The organism is Polaromonas sp. CF318, from assembly GCF_000282655.1.
Classification (GTDB): Bacteria; Pseudomonadota; Gammaproteobacteria; order Burkholderiales; family Burkholderiaceae_C; genus Polaromonas.
Map to the genome: position 1 here is coordinate 53,578 of NZ_AKIV01000148.1, position 23,372 is coordinate 76,949.

Below are 23,372 nucleotides of genomic sequence, written 5' to 3' on the forward strand. Positions count from 1 at the left end.
TCACGGACAACTTTTTCAATTCCCTAGGAGTTACATCATGGCCAAAGAAGAACTGATTGAAATGCATGGGCTGGTCGACGAAGTGTTGCCGGATTCGCGCTTTCGCGTCACGCTCGAGAACGGCCACAAGCTTGTGGCTTACACCTCGGGCAAGATGCGCAAAAACCATATCCGCATCCTCGCCGGCGACCAGGTGTCGCTGGAGCTCTCGCCCTATGACCTGAGCAAGGGCCGGATCACCTTCCGCCACATCGCAGGCCGCGGCCCGGGCCCGGCGCCGCGCCAGGCCCGCTAAATCACCGGCGTTCGCCGGCGAAAAAACACAAAGCCCGGCAGGTGGAGAGGAATCTCCGCCTGCCGGGCTTTGTTATTGGTGGTGTGTTTTCAGCGGCGGCCGGTTGCCATGTGCTCGGTCTTCTTGTTGATCAGCACCTCGGGCTCCTGGGCCTCGACCCAGCTCTCGTTGTTGAGCCCGGCCTTGAGCCTTTCGGTGTCCAGGTCATTCGTCCATTTGGCGACCACGATGGTGGCCACGCCGTTGCCGATCAGGTTGGTCAGCGCACGCGCCTCCGACATGAAGCGGTCTATGCCCAGGATCAGCGCCAGCCCCGCCACGGGCACGGTGCCCACGGCCGACAGCGTGGCGGCCAGCACGATGAAGCCGCTGCCGGTGATGCCGGCCGCACCCTTGGAGGTCAGCAGCAGCACCGCCAGCAACGTGAGCTCCTGCGTGAGCGTCATCGGCGTGTTGGTGGCCTGTGCGATAAACATCGCCGCCATCGTGAGGTAGATGGAGGTGCCGTCCAGGTTGAAGGAGTAGCCGGTCGGGATCACCAGGCCCACGGTGGTCTTTTTCGCGCCCAGGTTCTCCATCTTTTCCATCATGCGCGGCAGCACCGATTCGGATGAGGACGTGCCCAGCACGATCAGCAGCTCTTCCTTGATGTATTTGATGAACTTCCAGATGCTGAAGCCGTGCGCGCGCGCGATGGCGCCCAGCACCACGAAGATGAAGATCAGGCAGGTCGCGTAGAAGGCGGCCATCAGCTTGCCCAGCGACACCAGGCTGTCCACGCCGTAAGCGCCTATGGTGAAGGCCATGGCGCCGAACGCGCCTATGGGCGCCACCTTCATGATGAAACCGACGATGGTGAACAGCACGTGCGAGGTTTTTTCGACGAAGTCGAACACCAGCGTGCCGCGCCCGCCGAAGCGGTGCAGCGCGAAGCCGAACATCACCGCGATCAGCAGCACCTGCAAAATCTCGCCCTTGGCGAAGGCGTCCACCACGGTGGACGGGATGATGTTCATGATGAAGTCGGTGGTGCCGACCATCTTGCCGGGGCCGGTATAGGCCGCGATGGCCTTGGTGTCCAGCGTGGACACGTCGACATTCATGCCCTGGCCCGGCTTGAACACATTGACCAGCACCAATCCGATGATCAGCGCGAAGGTGCTGACGATCTCAAAGTAAAGCAGCGCCAGGCCGCCGGTCTTGCCGACCTTCTTCATGTCCTCCATGCCGGCGATGCCGATCACGACGGTGCAGAAGATGATGGGTGCGATCATCATCTTGATGAGCTTGATGAAGCCGTCGCCCAGCGGCTTCATGAGCTTGCCGGCCTCGGGGTAGAAATGCCCCAGCAGCACGCCGGCGATGACCGCGCAGATCACCTGGAAGTACAGCGATTTGTAAAGGGGCGGCTTGCGCTTGCTTGTCTCTGTTGTCGTTGTTGTCATGGCCGGGAGGCGCCAGGTTGCGCGCTGTGGTGTGGTGATCGGGTCATCAAATATAGTCCCGCCACACGATTTGTCCATGTGGGAAACCACAGATCACAAACCTTTACGCGGCCGCCGTGCGCGGCCCGAAAACTCAGCCGGCCGGCGTACCGCCGCCATCGCCCGCAGCCGGAGGGCGCGCCATCCAGGCGATCAGCGAGGAGCGCATGGCTTCCTCCACCGACATGTCTATGGGCTGCACCCAGTCGGCCGGCACGAACACCGTGTAGCCACCGATCATGTAGCCCATGGGCAGGTAGACCGCCACACGCTCGCCGGGCAGAAAGCCGGCGGGCAGGTCGGCAAAGCTGCGGCGCGTGATCAGGCCCACGATTTCCATCGCATGGCCCGGCATGCGCAGTATCACCACGCTTTGCTCGCCCTGCTTGCCCGAAGGCGAGAAGTAGTCGGCGAAGCTTTTGAGCGAGGAATAAATGCTTTTGACGACCGGCAGGTTGGTGAAGGGCATTTCCGCGAAAGACAGCAGCTTGCGCACGCTGCGCTTGGACACCAGGTAGCCGATCACCAGGATGCTGAGCACGCCGAACACCAGGCCCAGGCCCGGGATGTAAAAGCTGCCAATCAGCGGGCGCAGTATCCACAGCGCCGCGGTTTCCATCCAGGCCAGGAAGATGTAAAGCAGGTAGACCGTCAGGGCCACCGGCAAGATGGTGATGAGGCCGCGAAAGAAATATTTGTAAAGGCTTTTCATGGGTTTTTTATTCGTGCCTCCGCGCACGATGCGGGCCTGGCGATGCCTGCAATATAACCATTTCAGTTGACGCTCCACCCCGCTGGGCGCCTGTCGGCCTTTTCCTACATTTTTCGGGTACTAATCACCGCAGCTTGTCATATTTCCATGCTTAAACTGGCGTCATTGCGAACACCTGATATGAAAGCCCACGCAGTTGCAGAGACGACACCGGACACGGACCGGCGCGCCCTTGCCCTTGTGCTTGATTCATGCTGGCCGCTTCAGCAGCCTTCGGCCCCTGTGCTGAAAGTTACGTTTGCACCCCTTGATATTTTTTTGCGGCGCTCCAAGCTGCGTCTGCAAGGTCACGTCCGGCCTGTCCGGATATTTTTGAGGATCCCTGTTTCATGAGCCACTCCACATTGGTCAACGCACAACTCAAAGTCCCTCTCCGTTCTTTAGCCCTCACCGTCGAGGAGCCCGCCCCCGGCGAATTCTGCTGGCGCATTCTTGAAAGCCGCGAAGACCCGCGGGTATTTGAATCGATCTCCTGCTCCGACATCACCTTCGCGGCCTACGACACGGCCCTGGCCACCGGCTACGGCGAACTGCAGCGCCTGGTCGGCCCCGACCTTCAATACGGGCCGCGCAGCGAGGAAGACTTGCAGGCCGAACTCTTCAGCGCGCCTTCGCCCAAGCCCGCCGCGGACGGCCCGGACAAGCGCGCCTCCATCAACGGTTTCAAGCCCGGTCCGGTGGCGGCATGAAACCCGACCTGGAGGCTGACTATGCGCGCCTTCGCGCGCAGCTGCAGGCCTTGCAGGCGGCCCCGACCAAGGATTTCGCGAAGATAGACCAGCTCATCGACGAGCTTGAAAGACTCCAGCTCGCGATCAAGGCCGAACACGGCCTTCAGGGCAACAACCCTCTCGAATAAGGGCGTCCGCTCCAGGGGATGAATGCGTGTTCGCGCATGTGCCATCCTGCATGCGTCTGTGAGGCACGTAGCATTTTGTGACCTCGCTTGTCCTACACGGCGCGCTGTACCAGGCCGACGAAACAGGCCTTGCTCCCTACCGTAAATTGAACCCAGTCGGCAATACGGCCGGCGATTTACCAACCCGATTGCCTGTGATGGGCATGACCTTAGGAGTACACCATGAGAGCATCGAAAACCCTGGCTTCCGCCGTTGCCGCAGCCGCCGTGGTTGGCGCCATTGGCTTGGCTTATGCCCAGGACACCAGCACCACCACGCCCAGCACGCCGGCAGACCAGACCCTGCAGAACCAGGGCAGCACCAGCCCCAGCACCTCGCCTTCGACCAGCACGGACATGGCCGTTACGCCGACCGAGCGTCCCGCACAGGCTGACCGCAACTAAGCCAGGCCGCTCATGCATCTGCGCATGAAAGCGCTCCGGATCGCCTTGGCGGCCCGGAGCGTTTTATGTGGGGTGTGGCATTTTTTTATTCCTGTCCATGGCTGCCTCCCTGCCTGATGTTCAGCAGCGGCCTGCCGGTGAAGGACCGACCCCGGCGCCGGTGAACACGCGGCATTCCGATATTCTTGACGGCATCAAGCAGGGCGTTCTCTGGGGCGCCGCAGTCGCGGTACTGGTCCTGCCGCTCTTCAGGCCCCACCCCGTGGCCCCGTCGGCGGCCGCCGGCCTTCAAGCCACGGCACCCCGGCCCATCACACCGCGCGTAGCGGATTTCGGCGGCGAGGAGGCTTCGAACGAAGCGCGCGAAGTCGCCAACTGGGTCGTCAGCTCCGGCGACAACCGCAAACTCTTTTTTGTCATCCTCGACAAGATCAACACCAAGGTGTTTGTCTTCGAGCCCTCCGGCAAGCTGCGCAGCGCCACGCCGGTGCTGATAGGCGCGGCGCGCGGCGACGATTCGGTGGACGGCATAGGCGGGCGGCCCATCGCCCAGGTGCAGCCGCAGGAGCGCACCACGCCCGCGGGCCGTTTCGTCGCCGAGCCCGGGCGCAACGCCACGGGTGAGGACGTGGTCTGGGTCGACTACGACGCGGCCGTGTCCATGCATCGCGTGCGCACGCTGGAGCCCAAGGAGCGCCGGCTGGAGCGCCTCGCCTCGCCGACCACCGAGGACAACCGCATCTCCTACGGCTGCATCAACATGCCGGTGGAGTTTTATGAAAACGTGCTCAAGCCGGCTTTCAATGCGAGTTACGGTGTGGTTTATGTATTGCCCGAAGTCAAGCCGCTGGCCGAGGTGTTTCCGGCCGCGCATGAACTCGCGCTCAAGCAGGCACAGGCACGCGCGGGCTAGCCGGCCCTCGAAAATCCTCCGTTCGCAGGGCAAAAAAAAACGGCGCACTGCTTTCGCAATGCGCCGCTTTGGCTTCTGCCAGAATCAATTGAGCCGGGACCCTTTCGGCAGCCGTGCCGACAGCCATTCGTGCACGTCGGCCCGCACGTTGCGCCCGCGCAGCAGGAAGTCCTCATACCGGCTGGGCACATAGGGAAGGTAGACCAGCGGCATTCCGGCTTGCTCGGGCGTGCGGTCCTTCTTTCTGCCGTTGCAATGGCGGCAGGCGCTGACCAGGTTGGTCCACGCGTAAGGCCCGCCCTTGCTTGCCGGAACGATGTGCTCGGCTTCGAGGTCCTTTTCCGGGAAGACCTGGGCGCAATACGCGCAGGTGCAGCGGTCGCGGCGCAACAGCTTGGGTTTGGTGACCGCCGGTACCACCTCGTGGAGGTTGCGGCGCGGTGCACCCCGCAGCGCGATGATGGGGTGGATGACCAGCGTGGATTGCCGGCCGCGCGCGACGTTCCAGCCGCCGCGCAGCGTCACCAGGGGGCTTTCGCCTTGCTCCCATGCGACGGTATTCGTGGCGTAGTGCAGGGCCGCCTCTTCAGCCGTGATCCAGGCCTGGGGCGTTCCCTGGATATCGAGCTGAAGAACATGGTGCATCAGAGCCTCCTGAGTTGAATGAATGGTGGTGCGGGCAGGGAATTTCGAAATCCCGGCCTGCCGGTTAAAAGCCGGCTGCTCTTTCGCTGAGCTATACCCGCGTATGAAAATGGGGTGCAAGACCGGACTCGAACCGGTGACCCGCGGGGTCACATCCCGCTGCGCTGCCAACTGCGCCACATGCACCAGAAAAAAGAAAAATGGCTCCACAGCCTGGGATCGAACCAGGGACGACGCGATTAACAGTCGCGCGCTCTACCCGCTGAGCTACCGTGGAATGGAAAGGAAACGCTCACCACTCGCCGCATTCACGCACGCGCTGGTCCAGCTCGCGGTCGTCGCGCGTTTGCCCGCGTTGGGGCCGGGCATGGCTGAGCCGGGCGCTGCCGGTGGCGATGATGCCGCCCAGGAGCGCGCGAACAATGCGCTTGCGGAGCTTCTCCGGCCTTCTGGAGGCCGCTGTGTTTCTGGCTGTCATGGCAAACCTCCTTGGCTTGGGTGGATAAAAGTGGCGCACCTGGGTCAAATCATTGGCTGGCGCGGGAAGAATCGAACTTCCAACCTTCGGTTTTGGAGACCGCTGCTCTGCCTGCTTGAGCTACGCACCAATGGAAAAAGCACCCGGCGGCATCCCGGCGTGCAAACTGGCGGCCTGTACGGGAATCGAACCCGTGACTTCATCCTGGACAGGGAAGTGCTCTACCAGCTGAGCTAACAGACCAGAAAAAAATTGAGTGGCCTCGCGTGAAAGATTTGAACTTCCGACCCTCTGCTTCGTAGGCAGATGCTCTGATTCCGGACTGAGCTAACGCGAGAAAAAAGATGCGCCTGGTGCGCGCAGGCAGGTTCGACTACTGAAACAAACTGGCGGAAGATAAGGGATTCGAACCCATGAGCCCGCTTTCGCGGGCTCTCGCTTAGCAAGCGAGTGCCTTGAACCTCTCGGCCAATCTTCCAAAAAAATCTCCGGTTACGAGTTCCGGTGCCCCCCTATCTTTGAGGCCGGTTTCCGCACTACACCCTTTCGGGCGCTGCGCTTCTTTGATCAATAGCGGGAAGTGAACATGCTTCGACTTCTCGCCCTGGAATTGGCGTCACGTAGGGGATTCGAACCCCTGTCTACAAGAATGAAAATCTTGTGTCCTGAGCCAGCTAGACGAACGTGACAAATATTGAGTTCCTGTCGTGATGACGCGGGCTCAAAAAACAAAATCCATTTCGGCTGTACCCGTATGCGGGCGGCCGGCATCAAGCCGGACCGGGATCTCCCACTGCACTGCTCTTCCGGGGCCATGAACCCCGGCTGCTGGCACACACGCCGCCAGATCGTCTCCTCGATCTCGCGCAGGCGGCATGAAACAGACACACCCGAAATGGAGCGGACAGCCGGCATCGAACCGGCGACATTGACCTTGGAAGGCTCGCGCTCTACCTGCTGAGCTATGTCCGCAATTTTTTGCGGGATCGCTGCCATCCAGTGTGTGGCCGCTGTCCCGCTGCTGAATTTTTAAAGAGCCCCGCGCCTGGGCGCACAGACGGCACGATCACCGCCAGGGGAAAACAAAAAGGCCCGGTTCCTTGCGGATACCGGGCCTCTGGATGTCAGAGATTCAGAAGGTACGCTCAGGCGTCTCCTCCTCCCGGTGGTGTGCAATCCTCATGGTTCTGTTTGGACATGGCCGTCGGCAGAACGGATGCCGCATAGGAACTCAGCCCCCATGAGCCCAGATAAACGTCAAGGCGACGCACGCCGGCACCGCCCCAAGCGGGGGTGCTGTTTCTGGCGATGGCGGCTATCGGTTTCATGATGGGCTGCGTGGAAAGCGTTAAAGGGTTGATGTCAAAAGTAGCAATGGAAGGTAATGTAAAATCTTTTTACGTCACCGTCAACGCATCGCTGAAAAATAATTTTGATTGTTGCAATCACGTCACATGGATTCACCGGACATCAACCGAACCAGGCGCAACAACCTGCTGATCATCATTCGCGAATTCAGCGAAAGGGAATTGGCGGCCGGTGAATCGCCGGTAGGCATGCTGGGCAGGCTGGCGAAAGAGCTGGGCCTGAGCGCCGGCGGGCTGAGCCAGTTCAAGGGAGACGCCAGCGGTTCAGGCCGCAACATCGGCGACGCCGCCGCCGCCCAGATCGAGAGCAGGTCGGGCAAGCCGAAAGGCTGGATGGATGAGGACCATGGCGGCGATGCTTTCAACCCCGCCGAGAACGCCTTCATCGAAATGGCCCGTACCGCATGGCGCACAACGGATGCCAAGGGCCGCCGGCATCTGATGCAGCTTGCGAAGCGGGGCTTTGGCGGCGCCAAGCCCGGCGATCAATAAGCCTGTTTCCCCTGCCGTGATTTGTAACTTGTAACGGCAGTGGTTCGCCTTTGTGCGCAGCTGTTGCGCATAGGCATCTGTCGCGCGAAAAAATGCCGTCTCCCGCGACTGTTACATGCCCGGACGGGCGTTTTCGTCGCCCTACCAAAACTGCTCCATCGCTTTGCCTGAAAAGGACACGTTGCTATACAAGTCATAGCGAGTATCCGAGGCGGTTCGGGGTTTCTCCGTTGAGAACAATTGCTTGCATCGCTAACATGGTGCAACCGTGCCGGGGCGCCTCCACAGACAGCGATTCCGGTTTTTTTGGATGTGCGTTCGCGCACTTTTTCAGCGCCACGCACAGGACCCGGATGTTGTTCGCAGGCAGGAAACACGCAGCAAAAATCGCCCTCGCGACGGCCTTTGCCGTTCTTGCCGCGAGCCCTTTGTTTTCCGTTGCCGCGCCGCTGGCGCCCTACACCGACACCGCCGCCACGCCTGCCGCAAGTCCCGACACCGGCATGGTGCTGGTTTCCGCCTCTCCTGATGCACGCCAGGCTTTGCGTTGGGTGGTGGATGCGCGCGACAACGAAGGCCTGCCCTTTGTGATCGTCGACAAAAAAGGCGGTCGCATCTTTGTGTTCGAGGCGGGCGGCCAGCTGCGCGGTACGTCGCCCGCGTTGACGGGCCTGGCGCCCGGCGACCACAGCGTGCCCGGCATGGCGCAGCGCAGCGTGGCCAGCCTGCGCGAGGATGAACGCACCACGCCCGCGGGCCGTTTTGTCTCCGAGCCCGGCCATAACCTGCAGGGTGAGGCCATTGTCTGGATCGATTACGCGGCCAAGCTCGCCATACACCGCCTGCGCCCCGCGCCGCCGGCCGAGCGCCGCGCGGAGCGCCTGGCCTCGGAAACACCCGACGACAACCGCATTTCCATGGGCTGCGTGGTGGTGCCGGTCCGCTTTTACGAAACCGTGGTCGGCCCCGTCCTGGGAAAAAGCCGCGGCATCGTTTACGTGCTGCCCGACACCCAGCCTCTGGCCAGCATGCTGGGTGCGCTGCAGCTCAGCCAGCGCTAGTCCTTTTCGGGCCGCAACCTTCCTGGCTGCTTTTGTAAGGCCCCTGCCTGCAAGCGGCTGCTTGCACAACTACACGCGCGTCAGCCATGCCCTACTTGCAGCGGGCCTTCAGGCTGGCATGGGCGGCACAGCGCGCTGTCTACATTGGAGTTGTCTTTCAACCATGACTCTTTAGGAGAAACAGCATGCCCATCATTGCCTGGCTACTTGGTGTCCCCCTCAGCGTGATCCTGATCCTGATGCTGCTGGGCGTGTTTTAGGCGCCACACGCTGAGCGGCCTCGCGGCCGTTCAAACAAAAAGCCCGCATTGGCGGGCTTTTTGTTTACAGCGCGGCGGCGGTCTCCCTGCGCCGTGCGTGCACACGCGCCACCTTCCACCAGCCCGGCAGCAGGCTTTGTATTTCGGGCCGGGTAAAGCGGTCGTCTATCAGGTAGACCACGCCGCGGTCGGAGGTCGTGCGTATCACCCGGCCGGCGGCCTGCACCACTTTCTGCAGGCCGGGGTAGAGGTAGGTGTAGTCATAACTCTGGGCCGCGCCGAAGTTGGCGCCCATGCGCTCGCGGATCTGCTCGTTCACCGCGTTGACCTGCGGCAGGCCCAGGGTGGCGATGAAAGCGCCTATCAGGCGCTCGCCCGGCAGGTCTATGCCTTCGGCGAAGGAGCCGCCCAGCACGGCAAAACCTATGCCTTGCGAGGCCGGTGTGAAGCGCGCGAGGAAGGCGTCGCGCGCGGCTTCCTCCATGCCGCGCGTCTGCTCCCACACCGGAATGTGCGGATAACGTTGGCGAAACAGCGCCAGGAGTTGCTGCAGGTAGTCGTAGCTGCTCAAAAACGCCAGGTAGTTGCCGGGCCGGCCCTCGTACTGCCGCGCCATCAGGTCGATGATGGGCGAGAGCGAATCGCCCCGGTGCTGCAAGCGTGTGGAGACGTCGCTGACCACCGAGACCTGCAGCTGTTCGGCCAGGAAGGGTGACTCCACCTCGGCCCACACCGTGCCGGCCGGCAGGCCCAGCGTGTCGGCGTAATAGTTCTGCGGGCTCAGCGTGGCCGAAAACAGCGCCGCCGACTGCGCAGCCGCAAAGCGCGGCGCCAGAAAGGGCGCCGGCACCACGTTGCGGATGTTGAGCAGCGCGAGCGGCTGGCCCAGCGCCTGCCCGAATGCGCCCGGACCGGTGTCAACCTGCAGCGTCACGTCAAACAGCGAATGCTCGCCAAAGGCCTCGGCCATGCGCGAGAAATGCAGGGCCTCGAAATAAAAATCCTGCAGCTCGCCGTCCATGCGCGTCGGGTTGGCCAGCAGGAAGTCGGTGACTTGCGTCAGCGCCTGGCCCAGGGTTTTGAGGAAAGGCGCGGGCAGCTCGGCATGGACCTGGTAGGGCTCGTCCTGTGCCTGCTGCAGCTCCTGCAGGCCGCGGTTGAGCCGCTCCAGCGCGCCGCGCACGGCGCGTGGCGCGCCGGCATGCACCTGCTGCAGCTGCGCCTGGCTCAGCGTGGCCGAATACATTTTTCGCGCGCGTTCCACCAGGTTGTGCGCCTCGTCCACCAGCACGGCCACGCGCCACTGGTTGCCCTGGGCCTGGCCGTGCAGCAGCGCGCTGGTGTCGAAGTAATAGTTGTAGTCGCCCACCACCACGTCCGACCAGGTCACCAGCTCCTGGCTCAGGTAGTAAGGGCACACCTGGTGGTCCAGCGCCAGTTCGCGCAGCGCGGCCTTGTCCAGCGGGCCGTGCGCCGCGGCGTGCTTCACGGCGGCGCTGCGCGCCTGCGGCAGGCGGTCGTAAAAACCCTTGGCCAGCGGGCAGGCGTCGCCGTGGCAGGCCTTGCCCGGGTGCTCGCAGGCCTTGTCGCGCGCCACCAGTTCCAGCACCCGCAGCGGCAAGGCCTGGCTGCTGCCCTTGATGCGGTCCAGCGCATCCAGCGCCAGCCGGCGCCCCGGTGTTTTGGCGGCCAGGAAGAACAGCTTGTCGAGCTGCTTTTTCGGCATTGCCTTGAGCAACGGAAACACCGTGCCTATGGTCTTGCCTATGCCCGTGGGCGCCTGCGCCATCAGGCAACTGCCGGCTTGCGCGGTCTTGTAGACGGCCTCGGCCAGTTCGCGCTGGCCGGGCCGGAAGGCGGGGTGCGGGAACGCCAGCGCCGTCAGTGCCGCGTCACGCGCCTGGCGGTGCGCCAGCTCCTGCTCGGCCCAGGCCAGGAAGCGTTCGCATTGCGCTTCAAAGTAGTCCTTGAGCGCGGCGGCCGTGAAATGTTCGGTCAGCGGGGTTTCCTGCGCGCTGGCCACGTCGAAGTAGACCAGCGTCAGGTTGATGTCGGGCAGCTGCCTGTCCTGGCACAGCAGCCAGCCGTAAATTTTCAGCTGCGCCCAGTGCAGGTGGCGGCGGTTGTCGGCCATGGCGTGCAGGTCGCCCCGGTAGGTCTTGACCTCTTCGAGCTGGTTTTGCTCGGGGTCGTAGCCGTCGGCGCGGCCGCGCACGGTCAGCGACTTGTACTCGCCCTCCAGGCTGACTTCGGCCTGGTAGGACTCGCCACGGCGCGACGCCACCAGCGCATGGCCGGCCATGCCTTCCTGGGCTGAAGGCGAGGGGGTAAAGCGCAGGTCCAGGTCGCCATGCTTGGCGGTGAACTCGCACAGGGCCCGGACGGCCACAAGGTATTTCAATCGGGGTGCGCTCTCTGGATGGGGGGAAGCGGACGGGGCAGGGCTTCATGGTAGCGCAGCCGCCTCTTCGCGAGATTGTTCCCTCAGTGGAAACAGAACATTACCGCGCCCGCCATTTACCGATGCACCGCAGCCGTCTACATTGACGCCCATGGACCAAATTGTTGTGTGGCTGGAGCAGTACGGCCTGGCCGCCGTTTTCCTCAACATCGTGCTGGAGCAGCTCGGCCTGCCTGTCCCGGCCTACCCGGTGCTGATCCTCACCGGCGCCCTGAGCTTTGGTGGCCGGTATTCGGCCGGCGGCCTGCTCGCGACGGCCGTGCTGGCCTGCCTGATCGCCGACAGCCTCTGGTACTGGGCCGGCCATCGCTACCGCAGCCGCGTGCTCAAGACCCTGTGCCGGATTTCGCTGTCGCCCGATTCCTGCGTGCGGCAGACCGAGTCCATCTTCACCCGCTGGGGCGCCAGGTCGCTGGTGCTGGCCAAGTTCATCCCGGGTTTCGCCTCGCTGGCCACCGCGCTGGCGGGCCGCACCGGCGTGCCTTTCGGCCGCTTCCTCTTTTTTGATGCGATAGGCGCGGCGCTGTATGCCGGCGTAGGTCTGGCCATAGGCATGGTGTTCCATGACGCGGTGGCCGATGTGCTGGCCGTCTTCGAGCAGATGGGGCGCATAGGCCTGATGGTGCTGCTGGCCGCCTTCGCGCTCTTCCTGGCGCACAAATGGTGGCAGCGCCAGCGTTTTTACCGCCAGCTGCGCATGGCGCGCATCACGCCGCAGGAATTGCTGCAGCTCACGCGCGGCGAGCAACCGGCCGTGATCCTCGACGTGCGCACCGAACTGAGCCGCGGCGCGGGCGGCATCATCCCGGGCGCCTTGCTGTGGTCGGACCCGGACCGCAAGATGGCCACGCTGGACCTGCCGCACGACGTGCCCGTGGTGGTGTATTGCGCCTGTCCTAACGACGCCTCGGCCGCCCAGGTGGCCAGGCGCCTGATGGCCGCGGGCTTCAGGAACGTGCGGCCGCTGCACGGCGGCATAGACGCCTGGCAGGCGGCCGGGCTGTCGCTGGAATACCCGCATGCCGTGTGAATGGGTAAAAGTACCTTTGCCTTTCGGGGAAGGGCGGCACTAAGCTCTTGTGCCCAAGCCGCTTGATCGGACTGCCGAAAAAAGAGGTCTTAAGTTCGCAAATTTGGCGCCCCCCGGCGGCTTGCCACACCCAAAAGAAGACAGGGTGTTGTCCTATGGCGGATTTTCCGGCGGCGCAGCACACTCGGGTTCGCAAACGCCGTGCAAAATGCATGAAGGCATCTCGCCTTTGCCAAGAAAGTAAACAGCAGCGCATGAAGCCCTCTTCGCCAGGCGAATTGACCGCAGCCCACCGCCCGCATGGCGCGACGGGAGGGGCCGGCGACACGTTGGTGGGACTGTTCACCGGGGTGAAGCCGTGAAGCGCGACGAAACCCTGGCCCAGGCCAACGAGCGCCTGCAGGCCGAGGCGCTGGCGCTGGCCGAGGCCAACAAGGCCCTGATGCAGGAAGTCGCCGAGCAGCGCCGCGCCGCCGAGGTGCTCCGGGACGACGTGGACAGCCTGCGCAGCCTGGCGTCGATCTCGGCCGACTGGTACTGGGAGCAGGACGCCGATTACCGCTTCACCCGTTTCGCCGCCGAGCGCGGCGTGGGCAGCGTGGGCGGCAGCGATGCAGACCCGGACCTCAACAACGCCATCGGCAAGCAGCGCTGGGAGCTCGACGGCGCCTATCCCCTGAGCATGTCCTGGGACCATCACCGCGCGGTGCTGGAGGCGCGCCAGGCGTTCCGCGATTTTGAGTACATCCGCGTGCTGGGCGACGGCGTGGCTCATTATTTTTCCGCCAGCGGCGTGCCGGTGTTCAACAAGCAGCAGGAGTTCACCGGCTACCGCGGCATCACGCGGGACACCACGGTGGCCAGGCGCATCGAGGAAAAAGAGCGCAAGGCCGCGCGTTTCCTCGACGACGTTGTCGACAACATGCCGGTCGCCGTGCACCTGAAGTCGGTGCAGGACGGCCTGCGCATCGTGGCCTGGAACAAGGCGGCCGAAAGCCTCTACGGCATACGGCGCGAGGACGCCATGGGCCGCACCGTGCACGACCTCTGGCCGCAGGACCACGCGGACCGGATCAATGTCTCCGACGTGGAGGTGGCGAACACCGGCATCATGCAGGACTTCCCCGACCGGGTCATCATGACGCGGGACCGCGGCAGGATACGCGTGCACATGCGCAAGCTGCCGCTCAAGGACGGCGGCGGCAGGGTCACCCACATCCTGATCACGGCCGAGGACATCACCGAGCGCCTGGCCGCCGAGAACCGCTTGCGCAGCAGCCAGGCGCGGTTCAGAAGCCTCACCCAGCTCTCGTCCGACTGGTACTGGGAACAGGACAAAACCTTCCGCAACGTCTTTGTCTCCAACGATCCGCAGCGCTTTGCCCTGGGAACCCAGGTCATCGGGGAAGGGCTATGCCGATGGGACCTGCCCAACTCCGCGCCGCTTGTCGGCACGTGGGAGGAGCACAAGGCCGCCTTGCAGGCGCATTTGCCGTTTCGTAATTTTGAGTACCAGCTGACCAAGGCGGATGGCGGTGTCATTTACCGCAGCGTCAGCGGAGAGCCGGTGTTTGGCGACGACGGAAGCTTCGAAGGCTACCGCGGCGTGGGAAGCGACATCACCGAGCGCAAGCAGACCGAAACCGCGCTGCGCACGAGCAATGCGCGTTTCCGGGCGGTGGTCGGGGCGCTTGCCGAAGGCGTGGTGCTGCGCGACGCCGAAGGCAAAATCATCGACTGCAACGCCAGCGCGGAGCGCATTTTCGGCAAGACCATGGCACAGATGAAGGGTCTGACCTCGGCGGCGCTGGATTGGGAGCGCTTGCGCGAGGACGGCACCCATATGCCCGAAGTTGAATGGGCCAGCGTGCGCGCCGTAACCAGCGGCCAGGCGCAGAGCAACGTCGTGCAGCGTTACCGCAGGCCCGACGGCAGCACCTTCTGGGGTCTCATCAACGTGCAGCCTCTCTTTGACGGCAAGGACGACAAGCCCATCGGCTTTGTCTCTTCCATCTCCGACATCACCAAGCGCAAGCAGGCCGAGGTGGAAATCGTCCGGCTCAACGTCGACCTGGAAAACCGCGTGCTGCGCAGGACGGCGCAGCTCGAGGCCGCCAACAAGGAGATGGAGGCCTTCTCCTATTCCGTGGCGCACGACCTGCGCACGCCGCTGAGCACCATAGACGGCTTCTGCGCGCTGATGGAAAAGCACATGCCGCCGGCCGCCGGCGAGCGCGCCCTGCATTTCCTTGAGCGCATACGCAGCAGCGTGCGGCGCATGGGCGAGCTCACCGACGGGCTGCTGGCCCTCACGCGCCTGTCGCGCACCAGCATGGTCTGGGACACGGTTGACATCAGCGCCGAGGCGCTGCGCGTGGCCAGGCGGCTCAAGGATGCCGAGGCCGGGCGCGAGGCGCGCATCGCGATCGAGCCCGGGATGGAGGCGCGCGGCGACCAGGCCATGCTGGGCCAGGTGCTGGAGCAACTGCTCGCCAACGCCTGGAAGTTCAGCGCCAAGAAGGAGCGCGTCGAGATCGAGGTCGGGCGCCAGCGCGGCAAGGACGCCCAGCCCGTGTTCTTCGTGCGGGACAAGGGCGCCGGCTTTGACATGGCCTATGTCGACAAGCTGTTCGGCAACTTCGAGCGTCTGCACTCGCCCGAGGAGTTCGCCGGCAGCGGCATAGGCCTGGCCACGGCCAAGCGCATCGTGGACCGGCACGGCGGCAAGATCTGGGCGGAGTCGGTGGTCGGCGAAGGCAGCACCTTTTATTTTTCGCTGGGCGGCGACCAGACCGGCCTCGGGCAGGGCGGGCGGGGGGCTCAGGGCGCCCAGGCCGCCGAAACAGCGCACGAATCAGGCTTCTCCACGCTGGAGGCGCCTAGCAGCGCGCCCTTGAGCAGCGACAACGACGCCTTCATGCTCAACGACCAGCAGTTCAGCAACGCGTTCGAGCATGCCGCGATCGGCATGACGCTGATAGGCATAGACTCGCGCCGCCTCAAGGTCAACACCGCCTTCTGCCAGATGCTGGGTTATTCCGAGGCGGAGATGCTGGCGCGCACCATCCACGACCTCACCCACCCCGACGACATCGAATGGGACCTGGCGCAGCGCAAGCGCGCGCTGGCCGGCGAGATCGAATCCTTCCACACGGAAAAGCGCTACATCCACAAGGACGGCCACATCGTCTGGGGCTATATGAGCTGCTCCCTGGTGCGCGACGAGGACCGCAAGCCGCTGCGCTTCATCGCGCAGATCCAGGACATCACCGAACGCAAGCAGACCGAGCAGGTGCTGCGCGAAAGCGAGGAGCGTTTCCGCGCACTCACCGCGCTGTCCTCCGACTGGTTCTGGGAGCAGGACGAGAACTTCCGCTTTGTTGAAGTTTCCGGCGAGGCTCCCAGCGCTTCGGGTGTGCAGAAATCGGCCTACGGCAAAGCCCCCTGGGAGCTCGACTACATCCAGATGAGCGATGCCGCGTGGGCCGAGTACAGGGCCGTGATCGCGCGGCACGAGGTTTTCCGCGACCTTGAAACCACACGTCGCGACTCCAAGGGCCGGACCCGCTACTTCAGCATCAGCGGCGTGCCGAAATTCGATGCCAACGGCAAATTCACCGGCTACCGCGGCACCGGCCGCGACATGACCGAGATGCGCCGCGTCACCGAGGCGCTGCGCACCAGCGAAGCCCAGCTGCGCGAGATCACCGACACCGTGCCGGCCTGGATTACTTACGCCGACGCCGGGCAGCACCTGCGCTTTCACAACCGGGCTTACGAGGAAGTCTTCGGCATGACGAGTGATCAGCTCAAAGGCAAGACCATCCGGGAAATCGTAGGCGAGGAGATGTACGCGGTGATCCAGCCCCGGGTGGAAGAGGTGTTGCAGGGGTATCCCGTGGTCTACGAGCGCTCGCAGAAGACCGCGCGCGGCGGCACGCGCGACTACGTGCTCAACTACTTCCCGCGCTACGGCGAAGGCGAGGACGAGGGCAAGGTGATCGGCTTCTACACGCTGGCCAACGATGTCACCGAACTCAAGCGCATAGACCGCATGAAGAGTGAATTCGTCTCCACGGTCAGCCATGAGCTGCGCACGCCGCTCACCTCGATACGCGGCTCGCTGGGCCTGATCTCCGGGGGTGTCGCCGGCCAGCTGCCCGAGGCCGTCAAGACCCTGGTCGGCATCGCCAAGAGCAACTGCGAGCGCCTGATCCGGCTCATCAACGACATCCTGGATATCGAGAAGATCGAGTCCGGCAAGATGACCCTGGACCTGCAGGTCATCGAACTCAAGCCCCTGCTGGAGCAGGCGCTGGCCGCCAACGAGGGCTATGGCGCCGCCAAGAACGTCAGCCTGAGCCTGCAGTTCCCCGACGAGGAACTGATGGTCAGGGCCGACGGCGACCGCCTCACGCAGGTCGTCACCAACCTGCTGTCCAACGCGATGAAGTTCTCCCCGAACGACGGCGTGGTGGAAATCCACGTGGCGCGCAACGAGTCCCGCTTGCGCGTCGAGGTGCGCGACCACGGGCCGGGCATTCCCGAGGAATTCCGCAAGCGCATCTTCCAGAAGTTTTCCCAGGCCGACTCCTCCGACACGCGCCAGAAGGGCGGCACCGGGCTGGGACTGAACATTTCGCGCGCCATCATCGAGCGCCTGGGCGGCAGCATAGGCTTTGAAACCCGCAGCGGCGAAGGCACCACCTTTTACTTCGAACTGCCCGAATGGGAAGAGCCGCCGCCCACGCGCCCGGTGGAGATGACCGGCGACAGGCCCTGCGTGCTGATCTGCGAGGACGACCACGACATCTCCCGCCTGATCGGCATGATGCTGGACAAGGGCGGCTTCGATTCCGACCCGGTCTACAGCGCCGAGGAGGCCCTGACCCAGCTGGGGCAGCGGCACTACGACGCCATCACGGTCGACCTCAAGCTGCCAGGCCAGGACGGCATCTCGTTGATACGCTCGCTGCGCGGGCGGCTGCTCACGCGCGACGTGCCCGTGGTCGTCATCTCGGCCTGGGCCGGTGAAGGCAAGGTGCAGTTCAACGACCAGGCCTTGACCGTGTCGGACTGGCTGGAAAAGCCCATAGACGAAAACCTGCTGGTACTCGGCGTGCGCCGCGCCATCGAAGGCGCGGCCGAAAACAAGCCCGTCATCCTGCACGTCGAGGACGACCCCGACATCCAGCGCATCGCGGCCACCATCGCACAGGACTTCGCGACCTTCGTCTTTGCGGCGACCCTGCAGGAAGCCCGCGCGCGGCTGGAGAGCCAGCCCTTCGACCTGGTCCTGCTCGACATCAACCTCAAGGAAGGCTCGGGCTGGGACCTGCTCACCGACATCGAGGCACTGGAGTCGCCGCCGCCCGTGGTGGTGTTCTCCGCGATGGAGGCCACCCGGGCCCAGGCCGCGCGCGCCACCGCCGTGCTGGTCAAGGCCAAGACCTCCAACGAGGAACTGCTGGCCACCCTGAGGCGGGTGTTGGGCCTGGCGCGGCCACCCGAGATAGAGCTCGAATAAGTCGCGGCCCTAGGCGCCCGGTGATTCCAGCAGCGCGGTGTAGCGGCGCTGCATCTCCTCGGGCGTCAGCGCTTCAATGCTGTGGCCCACGCTCCAGCGGTGGCCGAAGGGATCGCGAAAGCTGCCCGAGCGCTCGCCGTAAAACTGGTCCTGCGCGGCCATCTCCAGCGTGGCGCCGGCTTGCAGTGCCCGCGCGATCACCGCGTCGCAGTCGTCGACATGCAGGTGCAGGGTCACGCTCACCGGCGTGCCCTTCGCGGGCGCGCCCGTGCCGCATTCCGGGAACTCGTCCGACAGCATCAGCGTGGTGCCGCCGAATTCCAGCTCGGCGTGGCCTATGCGTCCGCTGGGCTCCGTCAGGCGGAATTTCTCGGCCACGCCGAACACCGAGGTGTAGAACGCCAAAGCTTTTTCGGCGTCCTTGACGTGGATATACGCAAACAGTTCGTGAATCGCCATATGGGGGAGCTCCTGAAAGGGAATGCGGCCAGTCTAGAGACCGGCCGCCCCGCGGTCTTGAACAAAATTGACATGCGGCCGTGAAGGGGATGAAGGGGATGCGCAGAACCGAGGCACCGGCACATGGTTGGCCGATGCGGGCCGTGCCAGGCGGTACTGCTCGGGCGTGAGGCCGGCGAATTCGCGGAACTCGCGGCTCAAATGCGACTGGTCGCTGTAGCCCGCTTCCATGGCCACGGCGGCCAGGCCCAGCGGGCCCTGCAGCAGCGGCAGCGTTTTCTGGAAGCGCTGCAGCCGGCAATACAGCTTGGGCCCCAGGCCCACGGCCTGTGAGAACAGGCGTATGAACTGCCGGTGGCTGTAGCCGCTGCGGGCCACCGCGTCCTCCACGCCCATGCCCGCGTCGAACTGCCGCAAGGCCTGCAGCGCCACCGGGTGCGCCGGCTGCGCCGGGCCGGTGCGCAGCCGCTGCAGCAGCAGTGCCTCCAGGCGGCGCAAGGCCTGCTGCGGCGTGGCGGCGGCCAGCAACTGCTCGCGCATCAGTTCCGCATGGTTCCCCCAGAGGTCTTCCAGGCTCACATGCTGCCCGGCCAGCTCATCGGCCGGCAGGCCCAGCAGCGCCTGCGCCGCGCCGGGCAGCAACTGCACACCCACCGAATGCGAGGGCGCGCCGACATCCTTGGCATAAAAGCCCGCGCGCGGCCCGCCCACGACGCCATGGCCCAGCGCGCGGCCCTGGCCGTCCGCGGCGTGGTCGAAGATGCGCACGCCCGGCCCCGAGAGGCGGAACACCAGGTGCATCAGGCCGGTCGGCAGCACATGCTCGCGCGCCGGCGCCGGCCGCGCTTGGGCCGCGGCGGGCAGGCTGGCCCACGCGGTCTTGACGAAGCGCGCCAGCAGGGGATGGGGTGCGTGTTGCATGGCTTGGAGGCGATGTGTGTGCCTTCAGTCTAGGCCCTGGCAGGCCCTTGCGCCATGCCGCCGGCCATGCGGCGGCCCAGCCTGCGGGCTTTCCGGTCCGCAAGCTTTGTTTGTCTTGAATGAGAAATTTAATTTCATAATTAATGCACGACATGCAGGGTTTTCACTTACATAAAGTCACATTTAGCCAAATATCCTACGGATTCTGAAAATTACTTTCACTTAGGAGTGCTTTATGGTTAACCATCGCCTGCATACGCGCCGGCTGCTGCCGGCTCTGGTTTTTGGCCTCATGGCCGCCCTGCAGGGTGCCGCGCCCGCGCTGGCGCAGGCGCCGGCCTCTGCGGCCAACCTGGCCATGGTGGGTGAACCGCCCTCGCTGGACCCCATGCAGGCCACCACCGACCTGGTCGGCACCATCATGCAGCACGTGTATGAGCCGCTCTACACCTTTGACGCCAAATGGAATGTCGTGCCCATGCTGGCCGACGGCATGCCGCGCTTCTCGGCCGACGGCAAGGTGGTCACCATCACGCTGCGCAAGGGCGTGAAGCTGCATTCGGGCCGCGCGCTCGACGCGGAGGACGTGGTCGTCAGCCTCAAGCGCTGGATCAAGGAAGCGCCCCGCGGCAAGGCCGTGGGCAAGGAAATCGTCGATTTGAAAGCCGCCGGCCCGCTCACGGTAGAGCTGACGCTCAGGGGGCCTTACGCGCCGCTGCTCGCGCAGCTGGCCCTTCCCAGCGGCATGGCCGCCATCATGGCCAAGGAGGCCGTGCAGATTCCGCTGCGCGACTTCATAGGCACGGGCCCCTACAAGTTCAAGGAACGCCGCACCGACCAGTTCGTGGTGCTCACGCGCTTTGACGGCTACACCTCGCGCAAGGAGCCGGCCAACGGCTACGGCGGCAAGCGCGAGGCCTTTATCGAGGAGCTGCGCTTCATCCCCGTGCCCACGCCCGGCACGCGCGTCGAAGGCGCCTTGTCCGGCCAGTTCCACTTCGCCGACCTGCTGCCCATAGACGCGCTGGCCCGCCTCGAAAAATCCGGCGGCCGCGCCGTGCCCGTGATCACGCCGGCCTTCGGCTTTCCTTACCTGGTGTTCAACACCCGAGAGGGCATCAACGCCAACAAGGGCATGCGCCAGGCGATACAGACCGCCATAGGCCCCGGCGAAATGATGGCCGCCGGTTTCGGCGACACGCGCTTTTTCACGGCCGAGGCCAATCACTTTCCGCAGGGCTCGCCGTATTACTCCGCCGCCGGCGGCGAGAGCTACAACCAGCGCGACCCCGCCAAGGCCAAGGGCCTGGCCGAAGCCGCCGGCTACAAGGGCGAGACCGTGCGCATACTCACCAGCCGCCAGTACGACTTCCACTACAACATGGCCGTGGTCATGGCCGAGCAGCTCAAGCGCGCCGGCATCAAGGCCGAGCTCAACGTGGTCGACTGGTCCACGCTGGTGCAGCGCCGCAACGACTCCTCCGCCTGGGACATCTACGTCACGCACTCGGGCCTCTTGCCCGAACCCATGCTCTCGCCGCCGCAACTCGGCGACGGCGCGCCCGGCTGGTGGAACACCCCGGGCAAGCAGGCCGCGCTGCTCGAGTTCAACCACACCCCGGTTCTCGCCAAGCGCGGCCCGCTGTGGGGCAAGGTGCAGCAGCTGGTGTATGACGAAGTGCCCTACATCGACATCGGCAAGTTCAACAGCCTGTCGGCCAAGTCCACCAAGCTCGAAAACTACCAGCCCGCGCTCTGGCCTTTCTTCTGGAACGTGAAGCTCAAGAACTGAACCGAGCCGCTCAAAAAACCTCCTGGCGTTGTTGCGCCGCCTTGCCGTGCTGGTTGGTGCACTGTCTGCGGCGTCGCGCCTAGCCAGGACCGCTTCGCTGGATTTTGTGAGCAGCTCTTTAATGCAAAAAAGCCGTGCGGCTGCGAACCGCACGGCTTTTTTGTACCTGCAGACACGCCGCTTATGGCGCCTTGTTTTTGAGGCTTTTGTTCATCGCGTTGTCAAACTCCTCGCGCGAGAGAAACCCATCCTTGTTGGTGTCGGCCTCATCAAAGTGCCTGGAGACACCGCGAAAGTTCGAGGCTTCGTCGCGGCTGACCTTGCCGTCGCCGGTCTTGTCCATGAACTTGAAGGCGCGCTCCAGTTCCTTGGGGTCGTAAAAGGTCGTTGTGGACGCGGCCGGAGCCGGTGCGCTGGCGGAGGAGGCGGGCGTGGCTGGCTCGGTCTGAGCTTGCGCCTGTGCGGCCAGCATGACGGCCATGGCGGCAAGGATCAGCGAAATGGTGTTTGTCGGGGGCTGCTTCATGGGCTTCCTGCAAGGGTGGTCAGTCATCGTCTTATTGGATGCTAGCCCCGTCCCCAATGCCAGTGTTCTTGCAGGGCGTTGCGCTGCTTTACATCAGCACCAGCGCTGGACACACTTCTTTGCGCGACATTCCCGCGGCAGGGCTTGAACTTGAGGAAAACGGCGCAACAAGGCGATGCCAGGCTGCTGCCGGAGAACCACCCGCAGAGAAATTTAAATCCAGATTCGCACATGCCCTACCGCGCGTCAATGTGGACAGGGCCGCGCTGACAACACAAAAAAACATCTTTGCCCCCGGGTCGGGTTGACAAGGCTGGTCCGTCCGCTCAATACTAAGCCAAATGGTTAAGTATAAAGACGACATCGAAGAAGAAGCCCTGAACGCCGTGTTCGCCGCGCTGGCGGACCCGACCCGCCGCAAGGTGCTGCAAGACCTGGAGCGCGGCCATCTCTCCGTCGGCGAGCTGGCCCAGCCGCACGGCATGTCCCTGCCCGGCTTCATGAAGCACCTGCGCGTGCTCGAGGACGCCGGCCTGGTGACCCGCGCCAAGGATGGGCGCGTCGTCAACCTGGCCCTCGCACCCGAGCCCATGCAGGAGGCCGCCATGTGGCTGTCCCGTTACGAGAAGTTCTGGTCCGCGCGCCTGGACGCGCTGGGCCGCTACCTGTACCACCAAGAGGAGCTGAACCCGCCATGGAAAGAAGCGCAACGCAAGACAAGCCGTCCGTCAACTTCACCCGGCACTACCCCGCCAGCTGCGAAAAAGTCTGGCGCGCGTGGACCGACCCGCAAGCGCTAGCGCAGTGGTTCGGGCCCGACCCGGCCGGCGTGGTGACCCTGGCCGAGATGGACGTGCGCGTGGGCGGCCGTTACCACATCCGCTTCGGTGTGCCCGGCCAGGAGACCCACAACGTGGCTGGCACCTACCTTGAAGTCGAGCCGCCCCACAAGCTGGTGTTCGATTGGGGCTGGCAGAGTACACCCGAGCGCGTGTCGCGGGTCACTGTCACCCTGCGGCCCTCGGGCGGCGGCACCGAGCTGGTGTTCGTGCACGAAAAATTCTTCGACCAGGCCGCCCGCGACAGCCACAACCAGGGCTGGGCCGGCGCCTTCCTCAAGCTCGACAAACTGTTCGCCGCTGGATTGGCCCAGACCTGAAAGCACCGTCACCCGCACATCACGCTGAAAGGAACTCACCATGCTTGCCAACCGAAACGCCATGGCGACCATCGCCGTCAAGGACCTTGCCGCCGCCAGAAAATTTTACGGGGACAAGCTCGGCCTCACGCCGCTGGAAAGCGCGGAAGAGGGCGTTCTCACTTACCAGAGCGGCACCGCCACCATCGTCGTTTACGTCTCGCAGTTCGCCGGCACCAACCAGGCCACCGCCTGCACCTGGTCGGTGGGCGACGAGTTCGACGCCATCATGAAAGCCCTCAAGGCCAAGGGCGTGACTTTCGAGCATTACGATCTGCCCGGCATGACGCGGCAGGGCGATGCCCATGTGGCCGGCGACTTCAAGGGTGCCTGGTTCAAGGACCCGGACGGCAACATCCTGCACATCCTCAACCGCTGATTCACCCGC

21 protein-coding genes and 9 tRNA genes are annotated in these 23,372 nt (G+C 64.2%); 13 read left to right on the forward strand and 17 right to left on the reverse strand.

Going from position 1 to position 23,372, the window contains the following annotated elements; translation table 11 throughout:
- Nucleotides 1-37 precede the first annotated feature (37 nt).
- A complete protein-coding gene (gene infA, locus PMI15_RS22980; RefSeq protein ID WP_007874777.1) occupies nucleotides 38-295 on the forward strand; it encodes a translation initiation factor IF-1 in 258 nt (85 codons plus the stop codon).
- 89 nt (nucleotides 296-384) lie between these two features.
- On the opposite strand, the gene PMI15_RS22985 is transcribed toward infA, so the two are convergent.
- On the reverse strand, nucleotides 385-1,740 hold the full coding sequence (locus tag PMI15_RS22985) for a dicarboxylate/amino acid:cation symporter (protein WP_007874778.1): 1,356 nt from the start codon (nucleotides 1,738-1,740) through the stop codon (nucleotides 385-387).
- Nucleotides 1,741-1,873: 133 nt separating this feature from the next.
- Nucleotides 1,874-2,491 (reverse strand): DUF502 domain-containing protein, encoded by a 618-nt coding sequence (locus tag PMI15_RS22990; RefSeq protein WP_036840828.1) that lies wholly within the window; start codon nucleotides 2,489-2,491, stop codon nucleotides 1,874-1,876.
- Between the two features lie 389 nt (nucleotides 2,492-2,880).
- Between PMI15_RS22990 and PMI15_RS22995 the strand changes: the two genes are divergently transcribed.
- The 4 genes from PMI15_RS22995 to PMI15_RS23000 all read left to right on the forward strand — a co-directional run bounded on the left by PMI15_RS22995 (nucleotide 2,881) and on the right by PMI15_RS23000 (nucleotide 4,767).
- Nucleotides 2,881-3,240 carry a hypothetical protein gene (locus PMI15_RS22995; protein ID WP_007874782.1) on the forward strand — a complete coding sequence of 120 codons (360 nt, stop codon included), beginning with the start codon at nucleotides 2,881-2,883 and terminating at the stop codon, nucleotides 3,238-3,240.
- Nucleotides 3,237-3,410 (forward strand): hypothetical protein, encoded by a 174-nt coding sequence (locus tag PMI15_RS25005; protein WP_007874785.1) that lies wholly within the window; start codon nucleotides 3,237-3,239, stop codon nucleotides 3,408-3,410. The genes PMI15_RS22995 and PMI15_RS25005 overlap by 4 nt, the downstream gene beginning before the upstream one ends.
- Before the next feature lie 222 nt (nucleotides 3,411-3,632).
- Nucleotides 3,633-3,854: a hypothetical protein gene (locus tag PMI15_RS25010; protein ID WP_007874787.1), complete on the forward strand. Its 222-nt coding sequence runs from the start codon at nucleotides 3,633-3,635 to the stop codon at nucleotides 3,852-3,854.
- 97 nt (nucleotides 3,855-3,951) lie between these two features.
- Nucleotides 3,952-4,767 (forward strand): hypothetical protein, encoded by an 816-nt coding sequence (locus PMI15_RS23000; protein ID WP_007874789.1) that lies wholly within the window; start codon nucleotides 3,952-3,954, stop codon nucleotides 4,765-4,767.
- Nucleotides 4,768-4,851: 84 nt separating this feature from the next.
- Here the strand turns inward: PMI15_RS23000 and PMI15_RS23005 are convergent, their stop codons facing one another.
- The 11 genes from PMI15_RS23005 to PMI15_RS23055 all read right to left on the reverse strand — a co-directional run bounded on the left by PMI15_RS23005 (nucleotide 4,852) and on the right by PMI15_RS23055 (nucleotide 6,862).
- Nucleotides 4,852-5,412 (reverse strand): HNH endonuclease, encoded by a 561-nt coding sequence (locus PMI15_RS23005; protein WP_007874792.1) that lies wholly within the window; start codon nucleotides 5,410-5,412, stop codon nucleotides 4,852-4,854.
- A gap of 26 nt (nucleotides 5,413-5,438) precedes the next feature.
- Nucleotides 5,439-5,513, reverse strand: a tRNA-Lys gene (locus PMI15_RS23010).
- 9 nt (nucleotides 5,514-5,522) lie between these two features.
- Nucleotides 5,523-5,598, reverse strand: a tRNA-His gene (locus PMI15_RS23015).
- Nucleotides 5,599-5,613: 15 nt separating this feature from the next.
- Nucleotides 5,614-5,689, reverse strand: a tRNA-Asn gene (locus tag PMI15_RS23020).
- Between the two features lie 15 nt (nucleotides 5,690-5,704).
- Complete coding sequence (locus PMI15_RS23025; protein WP_007874793.1) at nucleotides 5,705-5,890, reverse strand: hypothetical protein; 186 nt, start codon at nucleotides 5,888-5,890, stop codon at nucleotides 5,705-5,707.
- A 53-nt stretch (nucleotides 5,891-5,943) separates the two neighbouring features.
- A tRNA-Trp gene (locus PMI15_RS23030) sits at nucleotides 5,944-6,020 on the reverse strand.
- A gap of 37 nt (nucleotides 6,021-6,057) precedes the next feature.
- Nucleotides 6,058-6,133 (reverse strand) — tRNA-Asp (locus PMI15_RS23035).
- Between the two features lie 14 nt (nucleotides 6,134-6,147).
- Nucleotides 6,148-6,227 (reverse strand) — tRNA-Arg (locus PMI15_RS23040).
- A 50-nt stretch (nucleotides 6,228-6,277) separates the two neighbouring features.
- A tRNA-Ser gene (locus PMI15_RS23045) sits at nucleotides 6,278-6,368 on the reverse strand.
- A gap of 133 nt (nucleotides 6,369-6,501) precedes the next feature.
- A tRNA-Glu gene (locus tag PMI15_RS23050) sits at nucleotides 6,502-6,579 on the reverse strand.
- 207 nt (nucleotides 6,580-6,786) lie between these two features.
- Nucleotides 6,787-6,862, reverse strand: a tRNA-Gly gene (locus PMI15_RS23055).
- Between the two features lie 482 nt (nucleotides 6,863-7,344).
- Here PMI15_RS23055 and PMI15_RS23060 point away from each other — a divergent pair.
- Together PMI15_RS23060 and PMI15_RS23065 are read left to right on the forward strand one after the other, a co-directional pair.
- On the forward strand, nucleotides 7,345-7,749 hold the full coding sequence (locus PMI15_RS23060; protein WP_007874795.1) for a hypothetical protein: 405 nt from the start codon (nucleotides 7,345-7,347) through the stop codon (nucleotides 7,747-7,749).
- A gap of 428 nt (nucleotides 7,750-8,177) precedes the next feature.
- Nucleotides 8,178-8,810 (forward strand): hypothetical protein, encoded by a 633-nt coding sequence (locus PMI15_RS23065; RefSeq protein ID WP_238541177.1) that lies wholly within the window; start codon nucleotides 8,178-8,180, stop codon nucleotides 8,808-8,810.
- Nucleotides 8,811-9,134: 324 nt separating this feature from the next.
- Here PMI15_RS23065 and PMI15_RS23070 read toward each other — a convergent pair whose 3' ends face one another.
- Nucleotides 9,135-11,471, reverse strand: a complete 2,337-nt coding sequence (locus PMI15_RS23070; RefSeq protein WP_007874800.1) for an ATP-dependent DNA helicase — start codon at nucleotides 11,469-11,471, stop codon at nucleotides 9,135-9,137.
- 151 nt (nucleotides 11,472-11,622) lie between these two features.
- Here PMI15_RS23070 and PMI15_RS23075 point away from each other — a divergent pair, with 151 nt between their 5' ends.
- On the forward strand, nucleotides 11,623-12,561 hold the full coding sequence (locus tag PMI15_RS23075; RefSeq protein WP_007874802.1) for a DedA family protein/thiosulfate sulfurtransferase GlpE: 939 nt from the start codon (nucleotides 11,623-11,625) through the stop codon (nucleotides 12,559-12,561).
- A 358-nt stretch (nucleotides 12,562-12,919) separates the two neighbouring features.
- The gene (locus PMI15_RS24170; RefSeq protein ID WP_007874804.1) at nucleotides 12,920-18,088 is read left to right on the forward strand and encodes a PAS domain S-box protein; all 5,169 of its coding nucleotides are present in this window, start codon (nucleotides 12,920-12,922) and stop codon (nucleotides 18,086-18,088) included.
- Nucleotides 18,089-18,097: 9 nt separating this feature from the next.
- Here the strand turns inward: PMI15_RS24170 and PMI15_RS23085 are convergent, their stop codons facing one another.
- Complete coding sequence (locus tag PMI15_RS23085; RefSeq protein ID WP_007874805.1) at nucleotides 18,098-18,547, reverse strand: VOC family protein; 450 nt, start codon at nucleotides 18,545-18,547, stop codon at nucleotides 18,098-18,100.
- A 33-nt stretch (nucleotides 18,548-18,580) separates the two neighbouring features.
- Entirely contained in the window at nucleotides 18,581-19,468 is an 888-nt protein-coding gene (locus PMI15_RS23090; RefSeq protein ID WP_007874806.1) for an AraC family transcriptional regulator, read from the reverse strand.
- Between the two features lie 235 nt (nucleotides 19,469-19,703).
- Between PMI15_RS23090 and PMI15_RS23095 the strand changes: the two genes are divergently transcribed.
- Nucleotides 19,704-21,260: an ABC transporter substrate-binding protein gene (locus tag PMI15_RS23095; protein ID WP_007874807.1), complete on the forward strand. Its 1,557-nt coding sequence runs from the start codon at nucleotides 19,704-19,706 to the stop codon at nucleotides 21,258-21,260.
- 181 nt (nucleotides 21,261-21,441) lie between these two features.
- Here the strand turns inward: PMI15_RS23095 and PMI15_RS23100 are convergent, their stop codons facing one another.
- Nucleotides 21,442-21,786: a putative calcium-binding protein gene (locus PMI15_RS23100; protein ID WP_007874808.1), complete on the reverse strand. Its 345-nt coding sequence runs from the start codon at nucleotides 21,784-21,786 to the stop codon at nucleotides 21,442-21,444.
- Between the two features lie 341 nt (nucleotides 21,787-22,127).
- Between PMI15_RS23100 and PMI15_RS23105 the strand changes: the two genes are divergently transcribed.
- From PMI15_RS23105 to PMI15_RS23115, 3 genes are read left to right on the forward strand one after another with little or no spacing between them, the layout of a single operon-like run.
- The gene (locus tag PMI15_RS23105) at nucleotides 22,128-22,586 is read left to right on the forward strand and encodes a helix-turn-helix transcriptional regulator (RefSeq protein ID WP_007874809.1); all 459 of its coding nucleotides are present in this window, start codon (nucleotides 22,128-22,130) and stop codon (nucleotides 22,584-22,586) included.
- On the forward strand, nucleotides 22,481-22,945 hold the full coding sequence (locus PMI15_RS23110; protein WP_081499667.1) for an SRPBCC domain-containing protein: 465 nt from the start codon (nucleotides 22,481-22,483) through the stop codon (nucleotides 22,943-22,945). The genes PMI15_RS23105 and PMI15_RS23110 overlap by 106 nt, the downstream gene beginning before the upstream one ends.
- 40 nt (nucleotides 22,946-22,985) lie before the next feature.
- Entirely contained in the window at nucleotides 22,986-23,363 is a 378-nt protein-coding gene (locus tag PMI15_RS23115) for a VOC family protein (RefSeq protein WP_007874811.1), read from the forward strand.
- The last annotated feature ends 9 nt before the right edge of the window (nucleotides 23,364-23,372 follow it).